Below are 16,906 nucleotides of genomic sequence, written 5' to 3' on the forward strand. Positions count from 1 at the left end.
TGTTGGGCTTGATCGTTCACGGGTTGCGGTCTGGGGCAGGCGACCTGTATTTGAACAGCAAAACCCCCGAAAGGAATGACTGATGCGACCCTCTGGCCGGAATTTAAGTGATATGCGTCCGATTTCAATCGAAACGGGTGTGATGCGCCACGCTGAGGGCTCTTGCCTGATTTCCTGCGGCGATACGCGCGTGCTTTGTTCGGCCACCATCGAGGAGAAGGCTCCGCCTTTCCTGAAGGGTTCGGGGCAGGGCTGGGTCACGGCGGAATATGGCATGCTGCCGCGTGCGACGAATTCCCGCAACCGCCGTGAGGCTGCATCAGGCAAGCAGTCCGGTCGCACGCAGGAAATCCAACGCCTGATCGGGCGCGCGCTACGTGCCGGCGTCGATCGCCGTGCGCTTGGCGAGCGTCAGATCGTCATCGACTGTGATGTCATCCAGGCGGATGGCGGGACGCGTTGTGCCTCCATTACCGGCGGATGGGTCGCGCTGCGACTGGCCGTCAACAAGCTGCTCAAGGCGGGTCTTCTGACCACCGATCCGATCATGGACCATGTCGCCGCCGTTTCCTGCGGGATTTATGCCGGTCAGCCCGTGCTGGATCTTGATTACGCTGAGGACAGCGAGGCCGGCACAGACGGCAATTTCATCATGACCGGCGCGGGCCGACTGATCGAAATTCAGATGTCCGCCGAAGGTGCGACTTTCTCCCGCCCGGAAATGAACCAGCTTCTTGATTTGGCCGAATCCGGGATCGCCGAACTGGTCCGGGCGCAGAACGAGGCGCTCGTATGAGAAAGCTGACCGAGCGGAAGCTTCTTCTTGCCACGCATAATGCAGGGAAACTCGAGGAAATCCGCGCCATGATGGCACCACATGGCATCGAGGTCACTTCGGCGGGCGAAATGGGCCTTGCGGAGCCGGCCGAGACCGAAAGCAGCTTCATTGGCAATGCCCGGATCAAGGCGCGTGCCGCTGTCGAGGCAACAGGTCTTCCCGTCCTGGCCGATGACAGCGGAATTACCGTCGATGGTCTTGATGGCGCGCCGGGGGTCTATACGGCAGATTGGGCGGAAACACCGAATGGACGCGATTTCCTTCAGGCCATGACCCGGACATGGAGAGAACTGGACGACCTCAACGTTCCCGAGCCGCGAACGGCACAGTTCCGCGCGACCCTGATCCTCATGTGGCCGGACGGGCATGAAGAGATCTTTGAAGGGATCGCGCCGGGTAGGCTTGTCTGGCCACCGCGGGGTGAACAAGGCCACGGCTACGACCCGATCTTCGTTCCGAATGGCCATGATATGACCTTCGCGGAAATGGCACCCGAGGAAAAGAACCGGATCAGCCATCGCGCCGATGCCTTCCGCAAGCTGGAGGCGTCCCTTGCGTAGAATCTCCAGCGGCTCGCCCTTCGAGACGGCACTAGGCTATAGCCGGGCCGTCGTGAAGGGACCTTGGTGCTTCGTGTCCGGGACGACCGGTTACGACTACGCAGCGATGCAGATGCCTGAAAGCCCTGCCGAGCAGGCGCGCAATGCCTTCGCGACGATCTTTGCAGTGCTTGATGAGGCGGGCTTTTCCGCTGCCGATATCGTGCGCGTGCAATACACCATCGCCGACGCAGCTCTGCTGGACGAGATTGCTCCGGTTCTCGGTGACGCGATGAAGGATGCGTTACCTGCCGCCACGATGGTTGTCGCGGGACTAATCAGACCCGAAATGAAGATCGAGATTGAAGTGACCGCGTTTCGGGAATGACCGCCAGCACCCCAGCCCTTGATAACAGCCAGCTTGCCGATGATTGGCGGGCCGGCGGATTCGCACTTTACGTCCATTGGCCGTTCTGCGCAGCGAAATGCCCCTATTGTGACTTCAACAGCCATGTCACCTCAGGGATCGATCAAGCGCGCTGGCTCGACGCTTATCGCGCCGAGATTGCACGGCTGGGCACTGACGCTCCGGGGAGGGTGCTCAACAGCATCTTCTTCGGCGGTGGAACGCCAAGCCTCATGGCACCCGAAACCGTAAACGGCGTCATCGAGGCTGCGCGGGCGCAATGGGCCTTCGCCAATGACATCGAAATCACCCTCGAGGCAAATCCCACGAGCGTCGAGATGGGCCGCTTCAGGGCCTATGCCGATGGAGGGGTGAACCGTGTGTCGATGGGGGTTCAGGCGCTGAACGATGCCGATCTTCGCCGCCTTGGTCGGATGCATTCCGTTGCCGAGGCGCGGGCGGCTTTCGATATCGCTCGGGACTGTTTCTCGCGGGTCAGCTTTGATCTGATCTATGCCCGGCAGGATCAGGACCGCGCCCATTGGCGGCGCGAACTGAACGAGGCGCTTTCGATGGCGGTGGATCATCTCTCGGCCTACCAGCTTACGATCGAGCCCGGCACCGCCTTCGGAGCCCGTCACGCCAAAGGGGGCCTCAAAGGGTTGCCGGACGACGATCTATCGGCGGACATGTATCAGGACACGCAAGAAATCTGCGCCGCTGCCGGCATGCCCACATACGAGATATCGAACCATGCCCGGCCCGGCGCGGAAAGCCTGCACAATCTGGTCTACTGGCGTCAGGGCGATTGGGCGGCCGTAGGGCCCGGAGCGCATGGACGGCTGACCTTGACGGATGGTCGATGGGCGACCGAGGCCCATCGCGCCCCTGGCGCATGGCTTGAGGCCGTAGAGAATGGCGGAAATGGTGACAGTCAGCGCGAGTTGCTGAGCCTTTCCGATCGCGCCGTGGAATATCTGCTGATGTCACTGCGCCTGACCGAAGGCATGGAAGTTTCGCGATACCTGTCACATGGCGCGAAACTCTCCGAGGCCCGTCTCGCGGATCTGACGGCGCTTGGCCTTGTGGTCAGGCGTGACGATCGCCTTGCGGCAACCGAGGCAGGGCGGCCAGTTCTGAATGGAATTCTGCGGGAGCTTGCGGAATAGCATGCGATATCTATGGCTTGCCTTCGGCTGGCTCGCTCTGACCGTCGGGTTGATCGGCATTCTCCTTCCGGTCATGCCCACGGTTCCCTTTCTGCTTGTCGCAGTCTGGGCCTTTGCCCGATCCTCTCCGCGGATCGGCGCGCGGATCATGCGTCACCCCAGATTTGGTCCTCCGATCCGGGCATGGAGAAAGCGCGGCGTTGTCGGGCGGAACGCGAAGATCTGGGCAACAACTGCCATGACCTGCGGCGTAGCCTGGTCGCTCTGGCTTGGGCTTGATCCGAAAATTGTGGCCGTTCAGGCCCTGACATGCAGTGCAATCGCAGTTTGGCTTGTCACGCGACCGGAACGCTGATCGCAAAGATTACAACCTTTTGCCCACTTGCCTGCGAGGCGATGGGGCGCAAACTTTGCGCACTGGAATCTGGAAGTCCCGGCGTCTATCGGGAAGGAGGGACCATGAGCGACAGTTCCCGGGTAAATATCCATTTCGGGTTTCCGGGGATGAGATCCATTGCAAATGCTCGACAAGCCCGGTGCATGTCCCCAACCAGTCAAGAATCTCTGCGGCCTTGCCAAATTCCGGGATCCGGTAGGCGAGATCGGATCGCAGATTGAAATTGACAAATCCGGGATCGTTTCTGGCAGGTTGGTCGGTATATGGGCTCGGCTCAGCGAATTCGGGGTTCAATCTCATGATGCACATTCGCCATCCCTGATAGAGGCCATGGCGACGCATATTGCCAAGGAAACTGGCGCAGGACCGTCTTGACGATTCTCTTTTTGACCGCGAGCAGGGGGTCGGTCGTGCCGGCCCCCGAAGCAATGAAACGCTTTTGGACGGAACTGCCCAAGACAAGACATTCAGCAGGCCAACTGGCCGACACGGAAGGAGAATACCGATGAGAACAAGAGCAGCCGTCGCATTGGAGGCCGGCAAGCCGCTGGAAGTCATGGAGGTCAACCTCGAAGGTCCCAAGGCCGGCGAGGTCATGGTCGAGATCAAGGCGACCGGCATCTGCCACACCGACGAATTCACCCGCTCGGGCGCCGATCCCGAAGGGATCTTTCCGGCGATTCTGGGCCATGAGGGCGCGGGCGTCGTGGTCGAGGTCGGCCCGGGTGTAACAAGCGTAAAACCGGGCGACCATGTCATTCCGCTTTACACCCCCGAATGCCGCCAATGCGCGTCGTGCCTCTCGGGCAAGACCAACCTCTGCACCGCGATCCGCGCAACGCAGGGGCAGGGGCTGATGCCCGATGGCACCTCGCGCTTCTCCATGCTCGACGGCACGCCGATCCACCATTACATGGGCTGCTCGACCTTCTCGAATTACACGGTTCTGCCGGAAATCGCCGTGGCGAAAGTCCGCGAAGACGCGCCTTTCGACAAGATCTGCTATATCGGCTGCGGCGTCACCACCGGCATCGGCGCCGTGATCAACACCGCCAAGGTCGAGATCGGCGCCAAGGCCGTGGTCTTCGGCCTCGGCGGCATCGGGTTGAACGTGATCCAGGGCCTGCGCCTGGCCGGCGCTGACATGATCATCGGGGTCGATCTGAATGATGAAAAGAAAGGCATGGCCGAACATTTCGGCATGACCCATTTCATCAACCCCAAGAACGTCGAAAACGTCGTGCAGGAAATCGTCAACATGACGAAGACCCCGTTCGACCAGATCGGCGGCGCCGATTACAGCTTCGACGCAACGGGCAGCACCAAGGTCATGCGCGATGCACTGGAATGCACCCATCGAGGCTGGGGCCAGTCGGTCATCATCGGCGTGGCAGCTGCAGGTGCGGAAATCAGCACCCGGCCGTTCCAGCTGGTCACCGGCCGGGTCTGGAAGGGCACGGCCTTTGGCGGCGCGCGCGGCCGGACCGATGTGCCCAAGATCGTCGACTGGTACATGGACGGCAAGATCGAAATCGACCCGATGATCACCCACACCATGCCGCTTGACGACATCAACAAGGGCTTCGACCTGATGCATTCGGGTGAGTCCATTCGCTCGGTCGTCCTTTACTGATCGGTAAGGGCTGCTTAGTTAAAAGGACGGCGGGGCCGCTGGTCCCGCCGTCGCCATGAGAAAAGAAGGAGCAGGCCGATGCGTCACCAGTGGCTGGACAATGACGACGACGACGATGATGACGACGATCGCCCGCAGAAAGGCGACAAGGACGAAGGCCTGGGCCTGCCCGAAGGCGACAAGATCGGAAAGCTCTATTTCAAGTCTCGGACGGTCATCGTTGCCGGGCCGATCAATGACAAGCTGGCCCAGCGTACGGTGGCACATCTTCTGGCCTTGGCCGAGGACAGCGACAAGCCGATCAACATGCTGATTTCCTCGCCCGGTGGGCATGTCGAATCGGGGGACATGATCCATGACGTGATCAAGTTCATCCGGCCGACCGTGCGCACCATCGGTTCGGGCTGGGTGGCTTCGGCCGGCGCGTTGATCTTCGTCGCGGCGAAGAAGGAAAACCGCTTCTGCCTGCCGAACACCCGTTTCCTGATCCACCAGCCCTCGGGCGGAATCGGTGGGACTTCGTCGGACATGATGATCCAGGCCGAGCAGGTGCGCCTGATGCGTGACCGCCTGAACCAGATCTTTGCCGATGCGACCGGCCAGCCGATCGAGAAGATCGAGCAGGACACCCAGCGCGACTTCTGGCTGAACACGCAGGAAGCACTGGATTACGGCCTGCTGGGCAAGGTAATCCGTTCGGCAGACGAACTGAAATGACCACAGGCGGGACAGAGATCTTCATCCGTCCCGCCACGCCAGATGACCGGGACGCGATCTGGACGATCCTGGAGCCGGTCTATCGGGCGGGTGAAACCTATTGTATTCCGACCGACATCACGCGGGACGATGCTCTGGCGGACTGGTTTGCCGCGCCTTTCACGGCATTCGTCGCTGAACTGGATGGCAAGGTGCTTGGGACCAGTCATGTCGGCCGGAATCGTCCCGGTCCGGCCAGTCATGTCGCCAATGCAAGCTTTGCGACCCATGCCGAGGCAAGGGGGCGTGGCATTGCAAGGGCTCTTGTTATCCACGCCAAGGATTGGGCGCGTCAGCAGGGGTTCAGGGCGATGCAGTTCAACTTTGTCGTCTCTACGAATGCAGACGCTGTCCATTCCTGGCAAAAGGCAGGTTTCAGCATCGTCGGACGGCTGCCGGGCGCGTTCCTGCATCCGCAGCAGGGATATGTCGACGCATTGGTGATGTTCAACGACCTGACTGCAGCGTGATCTTCGGTCAGTCCATTTCCCGACCCCAAGCGTGGCCGAACTGAATGTAGAAGATCGAATCTTCTGGTCCCATGGCCAGGTCCAAGCCGACATCCAGGCCGATCTGGCGCGCAAGACGGTAGCGAACACCTGCGCCATAGGTCCAGATATCGTCTTCGGCTTCGTAAAGACGCGAATCCGTCACGCGCGTCTCGCCATAGCCTCCGAAGGCGACGGCAGCCCAGCGATCGGTGATCTGTTTTCTCAGCTGGATCTCGGTGGAATAGGCGGCGTCGCCTGCGTAACGCCCCGATTGCACGCCGCGCAGGTCGACCGAGGGCGAAGTGAAGAATGGATTGTCGCCGGAGGTCCATTTGTACTTGCTGAGTACGCCAAAGCTCCATTCGTCGCCGAATTCTGTGAAGCTGGCGACGGCGAACTGGCCGATCCCGAAATCGGCGTCACTGCCGAAAGCATCGTCGTAAAGGTCGTATTTGAAGACCGCGTTGATGCCATTCGTTGGTGAGATCGGGTTGTTGCGGGTGTCGTAATGAAGTGATGCCCCAAGAGCCACATATTGCTTGGAATCGAAAAGGTCGTTGATCACGTCGCGCACGCGTGAGGCAATCGGTCCCAACTCGGCATCCGCGCCCAGAGACAGGTCCGTCCGTCGATAGACCAGCCTTGGCCCGGCCCAGAAGTCGGAATCCCCCAGCCGCATTCTCGCACTCGCAAATGTGGCAAGGTTCTTGTTCGAATAATCGATCGACTGATCTAGGCCAAAGGGAAAGATCGGAACGGTCATGTTGGCCTTGCCCAGCCCCATCTTGTAACGGACATCCCCTTCCCTGAGATTGCCGCTGCGCATGATGCCACCTGCGGTCGAGCCGTTGCCGGTGCGTGCAAGCCCGATCATGGTTCTGGGCGGTTGGTCGCCTGGACCCTGGGGCGTCCCGACAAACTGGCCAATGACGCCGAAGCCGCCGTCGACCGCGGGCTCCGTAATGATGACGGGTACCGGCACGAACCCGCCGCGGGCCAGAAACGCCGATGCGTCGATGTAATTGTCTTCCGGATCGACAAAGATCGAGAAATCGAACGCCTTTGCCGGCGCTGCGAATGTCAGTTCGGAAATGAGCGCAATGGAAGCGATGGTGAAGCAGGCAAGTCCCCGGACGATGGACATGACATGATCCCCTCAATGTAAACTGCGCGACGATAACACGATTCGGACGCTGCCATCGGCCTGCTGGTCATTTCCCTTTCGCGTGACATCGGTGCCACGGTCACGCGGAAGGCGCGGCGCCACCGGAAATTTGGTGCAGAGATGCGGATTTCAGGTTGCCCGTTCCCGGGCCATGAATTGGATTGGGCGCGCAAGGATTCCCCGGAAAGGAAAATCGGATGAACTTCGAGACGATCTCAGAAAATCGCAGTTTTGGAGGTACGCAGGGCGTCTATCGCCACAAGTCCGAGGCTACGGGAACGGACATGACCTTTGCAGTCTATCTTCCTCCTGCCGCGCGATACGGCAAGGTTCCCGTGCTTTGGTATCTCTCGGGGCTGACCTGCACACATGAGAACGCCATGACCAAGGCGGGCGCCCAGGAATGGGCATCTGAATATGGCATTGCGCTGATCTTTCCCGATACCAGCCCGCGTGGTGAGGGCGTTGCCAATGACGAAGCCTATGATCTTGGGCAGGGCGCCGGTTTCTATGTCGATGCGACGCAGGAGCCGTGGGCCCCGCATTTCAAGATGTGGCACTATGTGACCCATGAGCTTCCTGAACTGGTGTTCACGAACTTTCCCCTTGATCGCGATGCACAGGGCATCACCGGGCATTCGATGGGCGGCCATGGCGCACTGACGATCGCCATGACATTGCCCGAGCGTTACAAGTCGGTTTCCGCCTTTTCTCCCATCGCCCATCCCAGTGAATCGGATTGGGGTCGCAAGCAGCTCACTGCCTATCTCGGGAATGACAAGTCCGCTTGGGCCAAGCATGATGCGACGCTCTTGATGCGCGACAAGGGCTATCCGGGCGAAATCCTGATCGATCAGGGTGCGGCCGATCAGTTCCTGGAACTGCTGAAACCCGAGGCCCTGGCCCATGCCATGGCGGAACGTCGACAACCCGGCGAGTTCCGCATGCAGCAGGGCTATGACCACAGCTATTTCTTCGTCCAGACATTCATGGCCGAGCATGTTCGCTGGCACGCGGAACGCCTGGGCTGACAATCTGTCTTGCGCGAGGTTCCTCCCACCGACGGGGGTGGGGGGATATCCCGTGAAATCTGCCAAGTTTCCCTAAGACTTTGGTGCTACGGACCCGCCGCGTTCGTTGACGGATGGGTGTGACAGTACAAACACTTGTTGAGGATGGCCAACCCGCGAAGAGGAGTCGCGCTGGCCAGCAAGCGGAGGGAAATTAATGAAAAGACTGATGAAGGGCGCCACTTTGGCGCTGCTGTTGTCCGGCTCTTCTGCGCTGGCCAACGACAGTGTGATGGCCGAGATCGCCAAGCCGGAACAGTGGGCGATCCAGACCGGCGACTATGCCAATACCCGCTATTCGACGCTCGACAAGATCAACAAGGACAACGTCAAGGACCTGCGGGTGGCCTGGACGTTCTCGACCGGCGTTCTGCGCGGCCATGAAGGTTCGCCGCTGGTCATCGGGGATGTGATGTATGTCCATACACCTTTCCCCAACAACATCTTCGCACTTGACCTCAACGACAATGGAAAGATCCTGTGGCGTTACGAACCACAGCAGGATCCGAATGTCATTGCCGTCATGTGCTGCGATACGGTCAGCCGTGGCCCTGCCTATGCCGACGGGATGATCCTGTTCCATCAGGCCGATACGACACTGATTGCGCTGGATGCCAAGACCGGCGAGCTCAAATGGTCGGTCCAGACCGGCGATCCCGCGATCGGGGAAACCAACACCGCGACCGTGCTTCCGGTCAAGGACAAGGTCATCGTTGGTGTTTCGGGCGGTGAATATGGCGTCCGTGGCCGCGTGACTGCATATAGCCTGGCCGATGGGTCCGAGGTCTGGAAAGCCTATTCGACCGGCCCAGACGAGGAAATGCTGGTCGACCCCGAAGCGACGATGCATTTGGGCAAGCCAATCGGCAAGGACAGCTCGCTGAGCACCTGGGAAGGCGATCAGTGGAAGATCGGTGGCGGCACCACCTGGGGCTGGTACTCATATGATCCGGAACTCAACCTGGTCTATTACGGCACCGGCAACCCATCGACCTGGAACCCTGCGCAGCGGCCGGGCGACAACAAATGGTCGATGACCATCATGGCCCGCGATGCCGATACCGGCATGGCCAAGTGGTTCTACCAGATGACGCCGCATGACGAATGGGACTTCGACGGGGTCAACGAGATGATCCTGACGAACCAGACCATCGATGGGACCGAGCGCAAGCTGCTGACCCATTTCGACCGCAACGGCCTTGGCTATACGCTGGATCGTGAAACCGGCGAGCTGCTCGTGGCCGAGAAATACGACCCGTCGGTGAACTGGACCACCGGCGTAGACATGGACGCCAATTCGGAAACCTATGGCCGTCCGGCCGTGGTTGCTGAATATTCGACCGAACAGAACGGCGAAGACACCAACTCGACCGGCATCTGCCCGGCCGCGCTTGGCTCCAAGGACCAGCAGCCTGCCTCCTTCTCGCCCAAGACGAACCTGTTCTACGTCCCGACGAACCATGTCTGCATGGATTACGAGCCGTTCCGCGTGGCCTATACTGCGGGGCAGCCCTATGTCGGTGCGACACTCTCGATGTATCCCGCGCCGGACAGCCATGGCGGCATGGGGAACTTCATCGCCTGGGACAATACAAAGGGTGAGATCAAGTGGTCTCTGCCCGAGCAGTTCTCGGTCTGGTCAGGTGCTCTGGCGACCGCGGGCGACATCGTCTTCTACGGGACGCTGGAAGGCTATCTGAAAGCCGTGAATGCCGAAACCGGCGAAGAACTCTACAAGTTCAAGACGCCTTCGGGCATCATTGGCAATGTCATGACCTATGAGCATGGTGGCAAACAGTATGTCGGCATCCTGTCAGGTGTCGGCGGCTGGGCGGGCATCGGTCTTGCGGCTGGTCTGACCAATCCCAATGAAGGCCTGGGTGCCGTGGGCGGATATGCGTCGCTGTCGCAATATACCGAACTCGGTGGACAGTTGACGGTGTTCGAACTGCCCGGCTGACATCATACTTTGGTGCCGGATCACAAACTGTGACTCGAATTGGGCCGCTCCAGGGGTAACTTGGGGCGGCCCGGTCATTTTGTGCGGGTTAGGGAGGAAGCATTGATGACGGACAGGACGACCGCCAGGCTGTTGGCGATCTGCATCGCGTGCGTTGGGGGCGTTACGGCCCAAACGACTGTTGCACAGGAAAGCACGACAACTACGCCAGTCGCCAATACCGAAGCGGTATTGCCCAACGGACAGGACATGACGCCCGACTACATGGAGAACGGGCGTTGGTATACGGCCGACGGCATTCCGACTTACAAGATCGCGGAAGACGGCACTTTGGATTACGCAACCTTTTCCGGATACCGGCGCTATTCCGCAGAATGCCACGTCTGCCATGGCCCGGATGGCGAAGGCTCGACCTATGCGCCTGCGCTCAAGAATTCGGTGCTGAACATCGACTATTACGAGTTCCAGGAAGTAGTCGCCTCGGGCAAGCAGGATGTGAACAAGGCAGCCAACCTTGTCATGCCGGCATTCGGCACAAACAAGAATGTCTGGTGCTATATCGATGATATCTATGCCTATCTCATCGCGCGTGGTGTCGGCGAACTGCCGCGCGGTCGCCCCGCGAAAAAGGAAGCCAAGTCGGATGAATTTGCCGCGCAGGAAGATTCCTGCATGAGCGGATGATCAGCCGCCTCGCCATATTGGCCATCGCGGCGCTTGCTGCCCTTGGCGGTCCGGTCTTGGCGCAGGTTGCCGATCTGCGCTCGCATTCCGAATTTCGTGTCTGCGCCGATCCGGCGGCCGTTCCGATGTCCGCGCAGGATGGCTCGGGCTTCGAAAATCGGCTTGCCGAACTTTTCGGCGAAAAGCTTGGGCTTCCTGTGACCTATGCCTGGTTTCCGCAGGGCACGGGTTTCATCCGCAAGACGCTGAGGGCCGGGCTTTGCGACGTCGTGATCGGGTATGCCCAAGGCGATGAGATGGTTCTGAATACGAACCATTACTACACATCGGCCTATGGTATCGTGACCCGCAAGGACAGCCCGCTGGCCGATGTGGATATGCTTGAGGACGCCGCGCTGAAGGGGCAGCCGATAGGCGTCGTGGCAGGAACGCCTCCCGCTACGAACCTGGCACGGGCCGGTCTTGCCAAGGACATGCGCGGCTGGGACCTGTTCGTGGACCGGCGGACCGAGAATCCTGTGGGCGATATGCTGTCCCAGGTCAAGTCCGGCGAATTGGCCGCCGCAGTGCTTTGGGGACCACTTGCAGGCCCTCTGGTCAAGCAGGACCCGGATCTGCAGTTCACGCCGCTCGTGAAGGAGACGACTGGGCCGAAGATGTTCTACCGCATCACGATGGGCGTCCGCTTGGGCGAGGATGCCTGGAAGCGCGAGCTGAACAGCCTCATTCGCCGCAATCAGGACGAGATCGACGCGATCCTGCGTGACGCGGGCGTTCCGATTCTGGACGATTATGGCAAGGCTTTGAAACAATGAGGTTCGGCGCCGTCATTTTCCTGATTTTGACGGCAGGCGGCGCGCTGGCCCAGGTGCCCGAGCCACAGAACTTTCATGGCGAGCCGTATCGTTCCGAAGTGCCCGCTACACTGAGCGGTGCGCGCGTTGTCGACACGGCTGAGGCGATCGAGCTGCATGACAGTGGCGTGCCGTTTGTCGACGTGATGCCGCGCAAGGCAAGGCCCGAGGGTTTGCCGGACGGAACGATCTGGGCCGCCCCTGCCCATATGACGATCACCGGGGCGACATGGCTTTTCGACACGGGATATGAACGGATATCCCCCATCGAAGAGCAGCGGCTTGCCGAAGGGCTCGCCGCAGCCACCAAGGGCGACAAGACTGCACAGTTTGTCATCTTCTGTCGCAGGGATTGCTGGATGAGCTGGAATGCCGGCAAGCGCGCCGTCGATCTGGGCTATACGGGCGTGATCTGGTTCCCTGACGGCAGCGATGGATGGCAGGAAGCGGGGCGCGACCTGGTCATTGCTGACGTCCCGTGAATCTGCCGAAGGCGCGCGGACCATCGGGCAACTCGATTTCGCGCGTGATGGCAAGGCTCGTGGCATCGATCCAGACAAGGGTGTTGGAATCCCAATGCGCCACCACCACGCCCGACCCGTCTGGCAAGGGCGCGATGCCTTCCGGGTAGTCACCGGTTTCGATCGTTCTCATCGGCTCGAGCGATCCTGCATCGAAGACGGTCACCGTCCCGGCATATTGGTCTGTGACGAAACCAAGCCCCTTTGCGAAGGCGATCCCGTAGGGATGACTTCCGGTCGGGATTTGCCCGATCAGCTTGCCCTCGGCCAGATCGATGACGCTGACCGTGTTGCTTTGCACGTCCGCGCTCCAGATCCTGCCGTCATGTATGACGACCGCATAGGGATGCTTGCCGACCGTGACCCGTGCCTTCAGCTTTCCTGACACCGCATCAAAGATCGAGATGCGGTCATCGTCCCGATCGGCGGTCGCCACCAGTTTTCCGTCCGTCGCCACGCCGGCTGGCGCATGGCCAGTTGGCACGGACCAGAGCACATTCAGTTCGGCGTCCAGTTTCATCAGCCGTCCCTGATACCATTCGGTCACGAACAGATAGCCATCAGGCGCGGTCGCGATGCCGAATGCGCCTGTTGGCAGATGCTTGCTGCGCAGAACCGTTCCCGCCTCATCGATGACGCTCAACACCCCGGTTTCGGCCGATATGGCATAGGCACGCGAATGCGACGGGTCATAGGCCACCGGAGCAGGTGCGCCGGGCAATTCGGTGCGTGCCAGAACATCCCCCGAGTCCAGATCGACGACGCTCAGCATCTGCGCGTTTTGCGAAGTCACGAATGCCAGATCTGCTGCCGACGCCGGGCCAGCCATCAGATGCCCAAACGCGATGGCTGCGAGCCCGCCTTTCATTCGGCCTTGCCAAACCTTTCGGCCAGCGCGTCCAGCCCGGCCTGATAGACCCCGTTCACGGCTGCCATCGCCGCCTCGTCGTTCAGTTCCGGCGGGGGCTCATTATTGGGATAGCCGCGATAGAACCCTGCCTTCCACTCAACCAACGCCTTGCCGCCATCATCCTTCACGCAGATCGTGGAGGCGTAGTTGGTCACCGGCAGAACCGTGACCTCGACCGCTTCGATACGATAGGCATAGCAGCGTTTTTCGGGCTGCCACTTCGACAGGATCTCGGTGATCGTCGGATCACCACCATCGGATTTGAGATGCAGGATCCGTTCGGATTTCTCGGGTTGATCGACCGAGCCATCCCCGCTCACCTCGACCGATGCGATCGCGGGATGCCAGCTCATGTCTTCGAATTTTCCGATCACGGACCATACCTCGTCCGGTGTCGCATTCAGTTTCTGATCCAGGCTCAGTTTGAGCCGAACCGGCCCATGGGCCTGCGCCCCAGTCGCAAGCACAATCGTGGCGCCCAAGGTCAGGGCCAGAAGTCGCTTCATCCAGTCTCTCCTCCGTGGGGCACGGTCCGACAGCCCAGGGACAGGCCGGAGGGAATGCCCGATGCGACGACCATGCCCGCTGCAATTGCCAAACGTCCATACGACTAATGTATCGGGTGGTTTTCCCCGGATCGAACCGGGCGGCTTTCCCGGCTTGGCGCATGGGAACTTGCCCGCCATGATGGGCAGGGGAGGATGGGGATGAATTGCAGAATCATCATACTTTTGGCGGGGTTGTGCAGCTCAAGCCCGGCCCTTGGCCAGTCTTCCGACGCCAGGCAGCCGGAGCAGACCATACGTGCGGCCGTGCTTCGCGTGGACACGCCGGACTTGCCGCCGATCTCGCGTCTGGACACGCCTCCGCTTGATCTTGGTTTTGCCGGGGCGCGGCTCGCGATCGAGGACAACGATACCACTGGCCAGTTCATGGGTCAGGATTTCGAGGCGCTCGAAGTCACCGCCACGCCCGAAACTGCCGCGGCCGCATTGGAAAAATTGCTGGCAGAGGATGTCGGTTTCATCGTGACGCTCGCGGATGAAGAGCAGACGCTCAAGCTCTCGGATCAGGCTGGCGACAAGGCGCTGCTGCTCAATGCCCGAGCAAGGGGTGACAATCTGCGTGGCGCGGATTGCCGCTTCAACATCATCCATACAGCGCCCAGTCACGCCATGCTGGCGGACGGTATTGCCCAGTTCCTGATGTGGAAGAAATGGACGCGCTGGTTCCTGATTTCAGGCAGCCATGCCGAGGATACGGCCCTTGCCGACGCCTATCGCCGCGCGGCCACCAAATTCGGTGCGAAGATCGTCGAGGAACGCATCTATGAAGATACGGGCGGCGGGCGAAGGACCGATAGCGGACATGTGCAAGTCCAGCAGCAGATGCCGGTCTTCACGCAACGCGCCAAAGAACATGATGTCGTTCTGGCGGCAGATGAGGCCGGGATCTTTGCGCCATGGCTGCCTTATCAGACCTGGGACCCACGCCCGGTCGCAGGTTCCGCCGGGCTGGTGCCGCGAAGCTGGCATCCCGCGCTTGAGGCCTGGGGGGCGACGCAGTTTCAGAACCGCTTCGAGAAACTGTCGATGCGGCGCATGTGGGACGAAGATTATCAGACCTGGCTTGCATTGAGGATGATTGGCGAAGCGGCGACGCGAACTCAAAGCATCGATGCGGCCACCCTCAAGGAGTTCATGCTATCGGATCGGTTCGAGGTCGCGGGCTTCAAGGGACAAAAGCTGACCATCCGCGACTGGGACCACCAGTTGCGCCAGCCGATCCTGCTGACCACGGGCGATGTGACGGCATCTGTCAGCCCACAGGATCAGTATCTGCATCAAAGCTCGGCGCTGGATACGCTGGGCATCGACAGGCCTGAAACCCAATGCAAATTCTGAGGCTCAAGATGAACCAACTCGTGACTGCCATCCTGACCTCGGCGATCTGCCTGGGGCTGGGAACCGCCGCTTTGGCGAACCGCGTCTTCGTGAGCAACGAAAAGGGGAATGACGTGACCGTGCTCGACAGCGAGACGCTGGAGGTCATCGGACATTTCCCGGTCGGTGCCCGACCGCGCGGCATCACGATCAGCCCCGATGGCAAGGAGCTTTATGTCTGCGCATCGGATGACGATCTTGTGCGCGTCTTCAATCCCGAGACGATGGAGGAAACCCATACCCTCCCATCGGGTCCCGATCCCGAGCTTTTCGTGCTGCACCCATCTGGAAACCCGCTTTACATCGCGAATGAGGACGACAACCTCGTGACCGTTGTGGACACGCAGACACACAAGATGCTGGCGGAAATTCCGGTTGGAGTCGAACCCGAGGGAATGGGGATCAGTCCGGATGGCAAGGTTGTCATCAACACCTCGGAAACCACCAACATGGCGCATTTCATCGATTCCGAATCCTATGAGATCTTTGCCAACGTGCTGGTCGACTCGCGCCCCCGCTTTGCCCAGTATAACGATGCCGGCACCAAGCTATATGTGAGCGCCGAAATCGGCGGCACTGTCAGCGTGATCAATCCCGAGACGCAATCGATCGAGAAGAAGATCACCTTTGACATTCCCGGCGTGCTTCCTGAAGCGATTCAGCCCGTGGGGGTGCGCGTTACCAAAGACGGCAAGAAGGTGTTCGTCGCGCTGGGGCCCGCAAACCGGGTCGCCGTCATCAACGGTGAAACGGATGAGGTCGAGGAATATCTGCTTGTCGGCCAGCGCGTCTGGCAAATGGCCTTCACGCCCGACCAGAAATACCTCTTCACGACCAACGGGAATTCGAACGACGTCTCGGTGATCGACGTGGCTGCAGGCAAGGTCATCAAGTCGATCCAGGTCGGACAGCAGCCTTGGGGCGTGGTCGTCGCACCGAACTGAACCCAAAATAACGGAGGAGGAAACACATGACACGATTGCTGACCGTCCTGATTCTGATGACGGGCCTAGCTGTCCCGGCAGCCGCGCAGGATGCCCCGCCTGAAAAACCCGCAGATGCGGCGGCCAAGGCCGAGGCTGCGCAAATGGAGGAAGGCGAAGACGACGATGGGGAAGAAGAAACTGGCGCGGCCGCCGAGGGCGTGCATGAGGCCGGCGCCAAGTTTGATTATGGCTTTTCGGGGATGCTGGCGCGCGACAATCGTATGCAGCTTGCGCCGCTGACGCTTGCTTCGGGCAAGCCCGTTGCCGCAGCAGAATACAAGCTGAAATCGGGGGGCTATTACCGTATCGACATCAACGCCGACGGCAGCCAGGAACTGGCACTTTCCGGTGGCGATTTCTTCCGCGCCATCTGGGTCAACGAGATCGTGGTGAACGATATCGAGATCCGACCCTTGGGCGTACATTCGCTTGAATTCGACGATGCCGGAACGGCGACGCTGAGCTTCATCGCGATCATGCCGGGACGCTATACCTTGTCGATACCCGGCTCGCAGGGCGAAACCCAGCAGGCCGTCTTCAACATCCAGTAACCCCCAAGCGACGATTTCCCGGCTTCGAGGCAG

At 60.3% G+C, this 16,906-nt stretch carries 19 protein-coding genes; 16 read left to right on the forward strand and 3 right to left on the reverse strand.

Annotated features, from left to right (window positions below; all coding sequences use genetic code 11):
* Window positions 1–82: 82 nt before the first annotated feature.
* The 8 genes from rph (at window position 83) to RGQ15_RS04440 (ending at window position 6,208) form a co-directional block, all read left to right on the forward strand.
* Window positions 83–796: a ribonuclease PH gene (gene rph, locus RGQ15_RS04405; protein WP_311159015.1), complete on the forward strand. Its 714-nt coding sequence runs from the start codon at window positions 83–85 to the stop codon at window positions 794–796.
* Complete coding sequence (gene rdgB / locus RGQ15_RS04410; RefSeq protein WP_311159016.1) at window positions 793–1,398, forward strand: RdgB/HAM1 family non-canonical purine NTP pyrophosphatase; 606 nt, start codon at window positions 793–795, stop codon at window positions 1,396–1,398. The genes rph and rdgB overlap by 4 nt, the downstream gene beginning before the upstream one ends.
* Complete coding sequence (locus RGQ15_RS04415) at window positions 1,391–1,765, forward strand: RidA family protein (protein WP_311159017.1); 375 nt, start codon at window positions 1,391–1,393, stop codon at window positions 1,763–1,765. The genes rdgB and RGQ15_RS04415 overlap by 8 nt, the downstream gene beginning before the upstream one ends.
* Window positions 1,762–2,952: a radical SAM family heme chaperone HemW gene (gene hemW, locus RGQ15_RS04420; RefSeq protein ID WP_311159018.1), complete on the forward strand. Its 1,191-nt coding sequence runs from the start codon at window positions 1,762–1,764 to the stop codon at window positions 2,950–2,952. The genes RGQ15_RS04415 and hemW overlap by 4 nt, the downstream gene beginning before the upstream one ends.
* Window position 2,953: 1 nt before the next feature.
* Window positions 2,954–3,307: a YbaN family protein gene (locus RGQ15_RS04425; protein ID WP_311159019.1), complete on the forward strand. Its 354-nt coding sequence runs from the start codon at window positions 2,954–2,956 to the stop codon at window positions 3,305–3,307.
* Between the two features lie 547 nt (window positions 3,308–3,854).
* On the forward strand, window positions 3,855–4,982 hold the full coding sequence (locus RGQ15_RS04430) for an S-(hydroxymethyl)glutathione dehydrogenase/class III alcohol dehydrogenase (RefSeq protein ID WP_311159020.1): 1,128 nt from the start codon (window positions 3,855–3,857) through the stop codon (window positions 4,980–4,982).
* Window positions 4,983–5,060: 78 nt separating this feature from the next.
* Window positions 5,061–5,699 carry an ATP-dependent Clp protease proteolytic subunit gene (locus RGQ15_RS04435; RefSeq protein WP_311159021.1) on the forward strand — a complete coding sequence of 213 codons (639 nt, stop codon included), beginning with the start codon at window positions 5,061–5,063 and terminating at the stop codon, window positions 5,697–5,699.
* Window positions 5,696–6,208 carry a GNAT family N-acetyltransferase gene (locus RGQ15_RS04440; protein ID WP_311159022.1) on the forward strand — a complete coding sequence of 171 codons (513 nt, stop codon included), beginning with the start codon at window positions 5,696–5,698 and terminating at the stop codon, window positions 6,206–6,208. Before RGQ15_RS04435 ends, RGQ15_RS04440 begins: the two co-directional genes overlap by 4 nt.
* A gap of 7 nt (window positions 6,209–6,215) precedes the next feature.
* On the opposite strand, the gene RGQ15_RS04445 is transcribed toward RGQ15_RS04440, so the two are convergent.
* Window positions 6,216–7,373 (reverse strand): BamA/TamA family outer membrane protein, encoded by a 1,158-nt coding sequence (locus tag RGQ15_RS04445; protein WP_311159023.1) that lies wholly within the window; start codon window positions 7,371–7,373, stop codon window positions 6,216–6,218.
* Between the two features lie 218 nt (window positions 7,374–7,591).
* Between RGQ15_RS04445 and fghA the strand changes: the two genes are divergently transcribed.
* From fghA to RGQ15_RS04470, 5 genes are all read left to right on the forward strand, one after another.
* A complete protein-coding gene (fghA, locus tag RGQ15_RS04450) occupies window positions 7,592–8,425 on the forward strand; it encodes an S-formylglutathione hydrolase (protein ID WP_311159024.1) in 834 nt (277 codons plus the stop codon).
* 196 nt (window positions 8,426–8,621) lie between these two features.
* Window positions 8,622–10,424 (forward strand): methanol/ethanol family PQQ-dependent dehydrogenase, encoded by a 1,803-nt coding sequence (locus RGQ15_RS04455; protein ID WP_311159025.1) that lies wholly within the window; start codon window positions 8,622–8,624, stop codon window positions 10,422–10,424.
* A 105-nt stretch (window positions 10,425–10,529) separates the two neighbouring features.
* Complete coding sequence (locus RGQ15_RS04460; protein WP_311159026.1) at window positions 10,530–11,108, forward strand: c-type cytochrome, methanol metabolism-related; 579 nt, start codon at window positions 10,530–10,532, stop codon at window positions 11,106–11,108.
* Window positions 11,105–11,923, forward strand: a complete 819-nt coding sequence (locus RGQ15_RS04465; protein WP_311159027.1) for a substrate-binding domain-containing protein — start codon at window positions 11,105–11,107, stop codon at window positions 11,921–11,923. Before RGQ15_RS04460 ends, RGQ15_RS04465 begins: the two co-directional genes overlap by 4 nt.
* A complete protein-coding gene (locus tag RGQ15_RS04470) occupies window positions 11,920–12,444 on the forward strand; it encodes a PQQ-dependent catabolism-associated CXXCW motif protein (protein ID WP_311159028.1) in 525 nt (174 codons plus the stop codon). The genes RGQ15_RS04465 and RGQ15_RS04470 overlap by 4 nt, the downstream gene beginning before the upstream one ends.
* On the opposite strand, the gene RGQ15_RS04475 is transcribed toward RGQ15_RS04470, so the two are convergent.
* Entirely contained in the window at window positions 12,425–13,312 is an 888-nt protein-coding gene (locus RGQ15_RS04475) for a YncE family protein (protein WP_311159029.1), read from the reverse strand. The two genes, RGQ15_RS04470 and RGQ15_RS04475, sit on opposite strands and share 20 nt — an antisense overlap.
* A gap of 35 nt (window positions 13,313–13,347) precedes the next feature.
* Window positions 13,348–13,899: an SRPBCC family protein gene (locus tag RGQ15_RS04480; protein ID WP_311159030.1), complete on the reverse strand. Its 552-nt coding sequence runs from the start codon at window positions 13,897–13,899 to the stop codon at window positions 13,348–13,350.
* Between the two features lie 201 nt (window positions 13,900–14,100).
* On the opposite strand from RGQ15_RS04480, the gene RGQ15_RS04485 reads away from it, so the two are divergent.
* From RGQ15_RS04485 to RGQ15_RS04495, 3 genes are read left to right on the forward strand one after another with little or no spacing between them, the layout of a single operon-like run.
* Window positions 14,101–15,297 (forward strand): ABC transporter substrate-binding protein, encoded by a 1,197-nt coding sequence (locus tag RGQ15_RS04485; RefSeq protein ID WP_311159031.1) that lies wholly within the window; start codon window positions 14,101–14,103, stop codon window positions 15,295–15,297.
* An 8-nt stretch (window positions 15,298–15,305) separates the two neighbouring features.
* Window positions 15,306–16,280: a YVTN family beta-propeller repeat protein gene (locus tag RGQ15_RS04490; protein WP_311159032.1), complete on the forward strand. Its 975-nt coding sequence runs from the start codon at window positions 15,306–15,308 to the stop codon at window positions 16,278–16,280.
* Between the two features lie 26 nt (window positions 16,281–16,306).
* Window positions 16,307–16,873, forward strand: coding sequence for a cupredoxin domain-containing protein (locus tag RGQ15_RS04495; RefSeq protein ID WP_311159033.1), 567 nt, complete (start codon window positions 16,307–16,309; stop codon window positions 16,871–16,873).
* The last annotated feature ends 33 nt before the right edge of the window (window positions 16,874–16,906 follow it).

The sequence above is a fragment of the Paracoccus sp. MBLB3053 genome, from assembly GCF_031822435.1.
Classification (GTDB): domain Bacteria; phylum Pseudomonadota; class Alphaproteobacteria; order Rhodobacterales; family Rhodobacteraceae; genus Paracoccus; species Paracoccus aurantius.

What these genes read in the sequence shown, in the direction of transcription:
- rph (WP_311159015.1), top strand. Translation starts at nt 83, where the DNA reads ATGCGACCCTCTGGCCGGAATTTAAGTGATATGCGTCCGATTTCAATC.
- rdgB (WP_311159016.1), top strand. Translation starts at nt 793, where the DNA reads ATGAGAAAGCTGACCGAGCGGAAGCTTCTTCTTGCCACGCATAATGCA.
- hemW (WP_311159018.1), top strand. Translation starts at nt 1,762, where the DNA reads ATGACCGCCAGCACCCCAGCCCTTGATAACAGCCAGCTTGCCGATGAT.
- RGQ15_RS04425 (WP_311159019.1), top strand. Translation starts at nt 2,954, where the DNA reads ATGCGATATCTATGGCTTGCCTTCGGCTGGCTCGCTCTGACCGTCGGG.
- RGQ15_RS04430 (WP_311159020.1), top strand. Translation starts at nt 3,855, where the DNA reads ATGAGAACAAGAGCAGCCGTCGCATTGGAGGCCGGCAAGCCGCTGGAA.
- RGQ15_RS04435 (WP_311159021.1), top strand. Translation starts at nt 5,061, where the DNA reads ATGCGTCACCAGTGGCTGGACAATGACGACGACGACGATGATGACGAC.
- RGQ15_RS04440 (WP_311159022.1), top strand. Translation starts at nt 5,696, where the DNA reads ATGACCACAGGCGGGACAGAGATCTTCATCCGTCCCGCCACGCCAGAT.
- RGQ15_RS04445 (WP_311159023.1), bottom strand. Translation starts at nt 7,373, where the DNA reads ATGTCCATCGTCCGGGGACTTGCCTGCTTCACCATCGCTTCCATTGCG.
- fghA (WP_311159024.1), top strand. Translation starts at nt 7,592, where the DNA reads ATGAACTTCGAGACGATCTCAGAAAATCGCAGTTTTGGAGGTACGCAG.
- RGQ15_RS04455 (WP_311159025.1), top strand. Translation starts at nt 8,622, where the DNA reads ATGAAAAGACTGATGAAGGGCGCCACTTTGGCGCTGCTGTTGTCCGGC.
- RGQ15_RS04460 (WP_311159026.1), top strand. Translation starts at nt 10,530, where the DNA reads ATGACGGACAGGACGACCGCCAGGCTGTTGGCGATCTGCATCGCGTGC.
- RGQ15_RS04465 (WP_311159027.1), top strand. Translation starts at nt 11,105, where the DNA reads ATGATCAGCCGCCTCGCCATATTGGCCATCGCGGCGCTTGCTGCCCTT.
- RGQ15_RS04470 (WP_311159028.1), top strand. Translation starts at nt 11,920, where the DNA reads ATGAGGTTCGGCGCCGTCATTTTCCTGATTTTGACGGCAGGCGGCGCG.
- RGQ15_RS04475 (WP_311159029.1), bottom strand. Translation starts at nt 13,312, where the DNA reads ATGGCTGGCCCGGCGTCGGCAGCAGATCTGGCATTCGTGACTTCGCAA.
- RGQ15_RS04480 (WP_311159030.1), bottom strand. Translation starts at nt 13,899, where the DNA reads ATGAAGCGACTTCTGGCCCTGACCTTGGGCGCCACGATTGTGCTTGCG.
- RGQ15_RS04485 (WP_311159031.1), top strand. Translation starts at nt 14,101, where the DNA reads ATGAATTGCAGAATCATCATACTTTTGGCGGGGTTGTGCAGCTCAAGC.
- RGQ15_RS04490 (WP_311159032.1), top strand. Translation starts at nt 15,306, where the DNA reads ATGAACCAACTCGTGACTGCCATCCTGACCTCGGCGATCTGCCTGGGG.
- RGQ15_RS04495 (WP_311159033.1), top strand. Translation starts at nt 16,307, where the DNA reads ATGACACGATTGCTGACCGTCCTGATTCTGATGACGGGCCTAGCTGTC.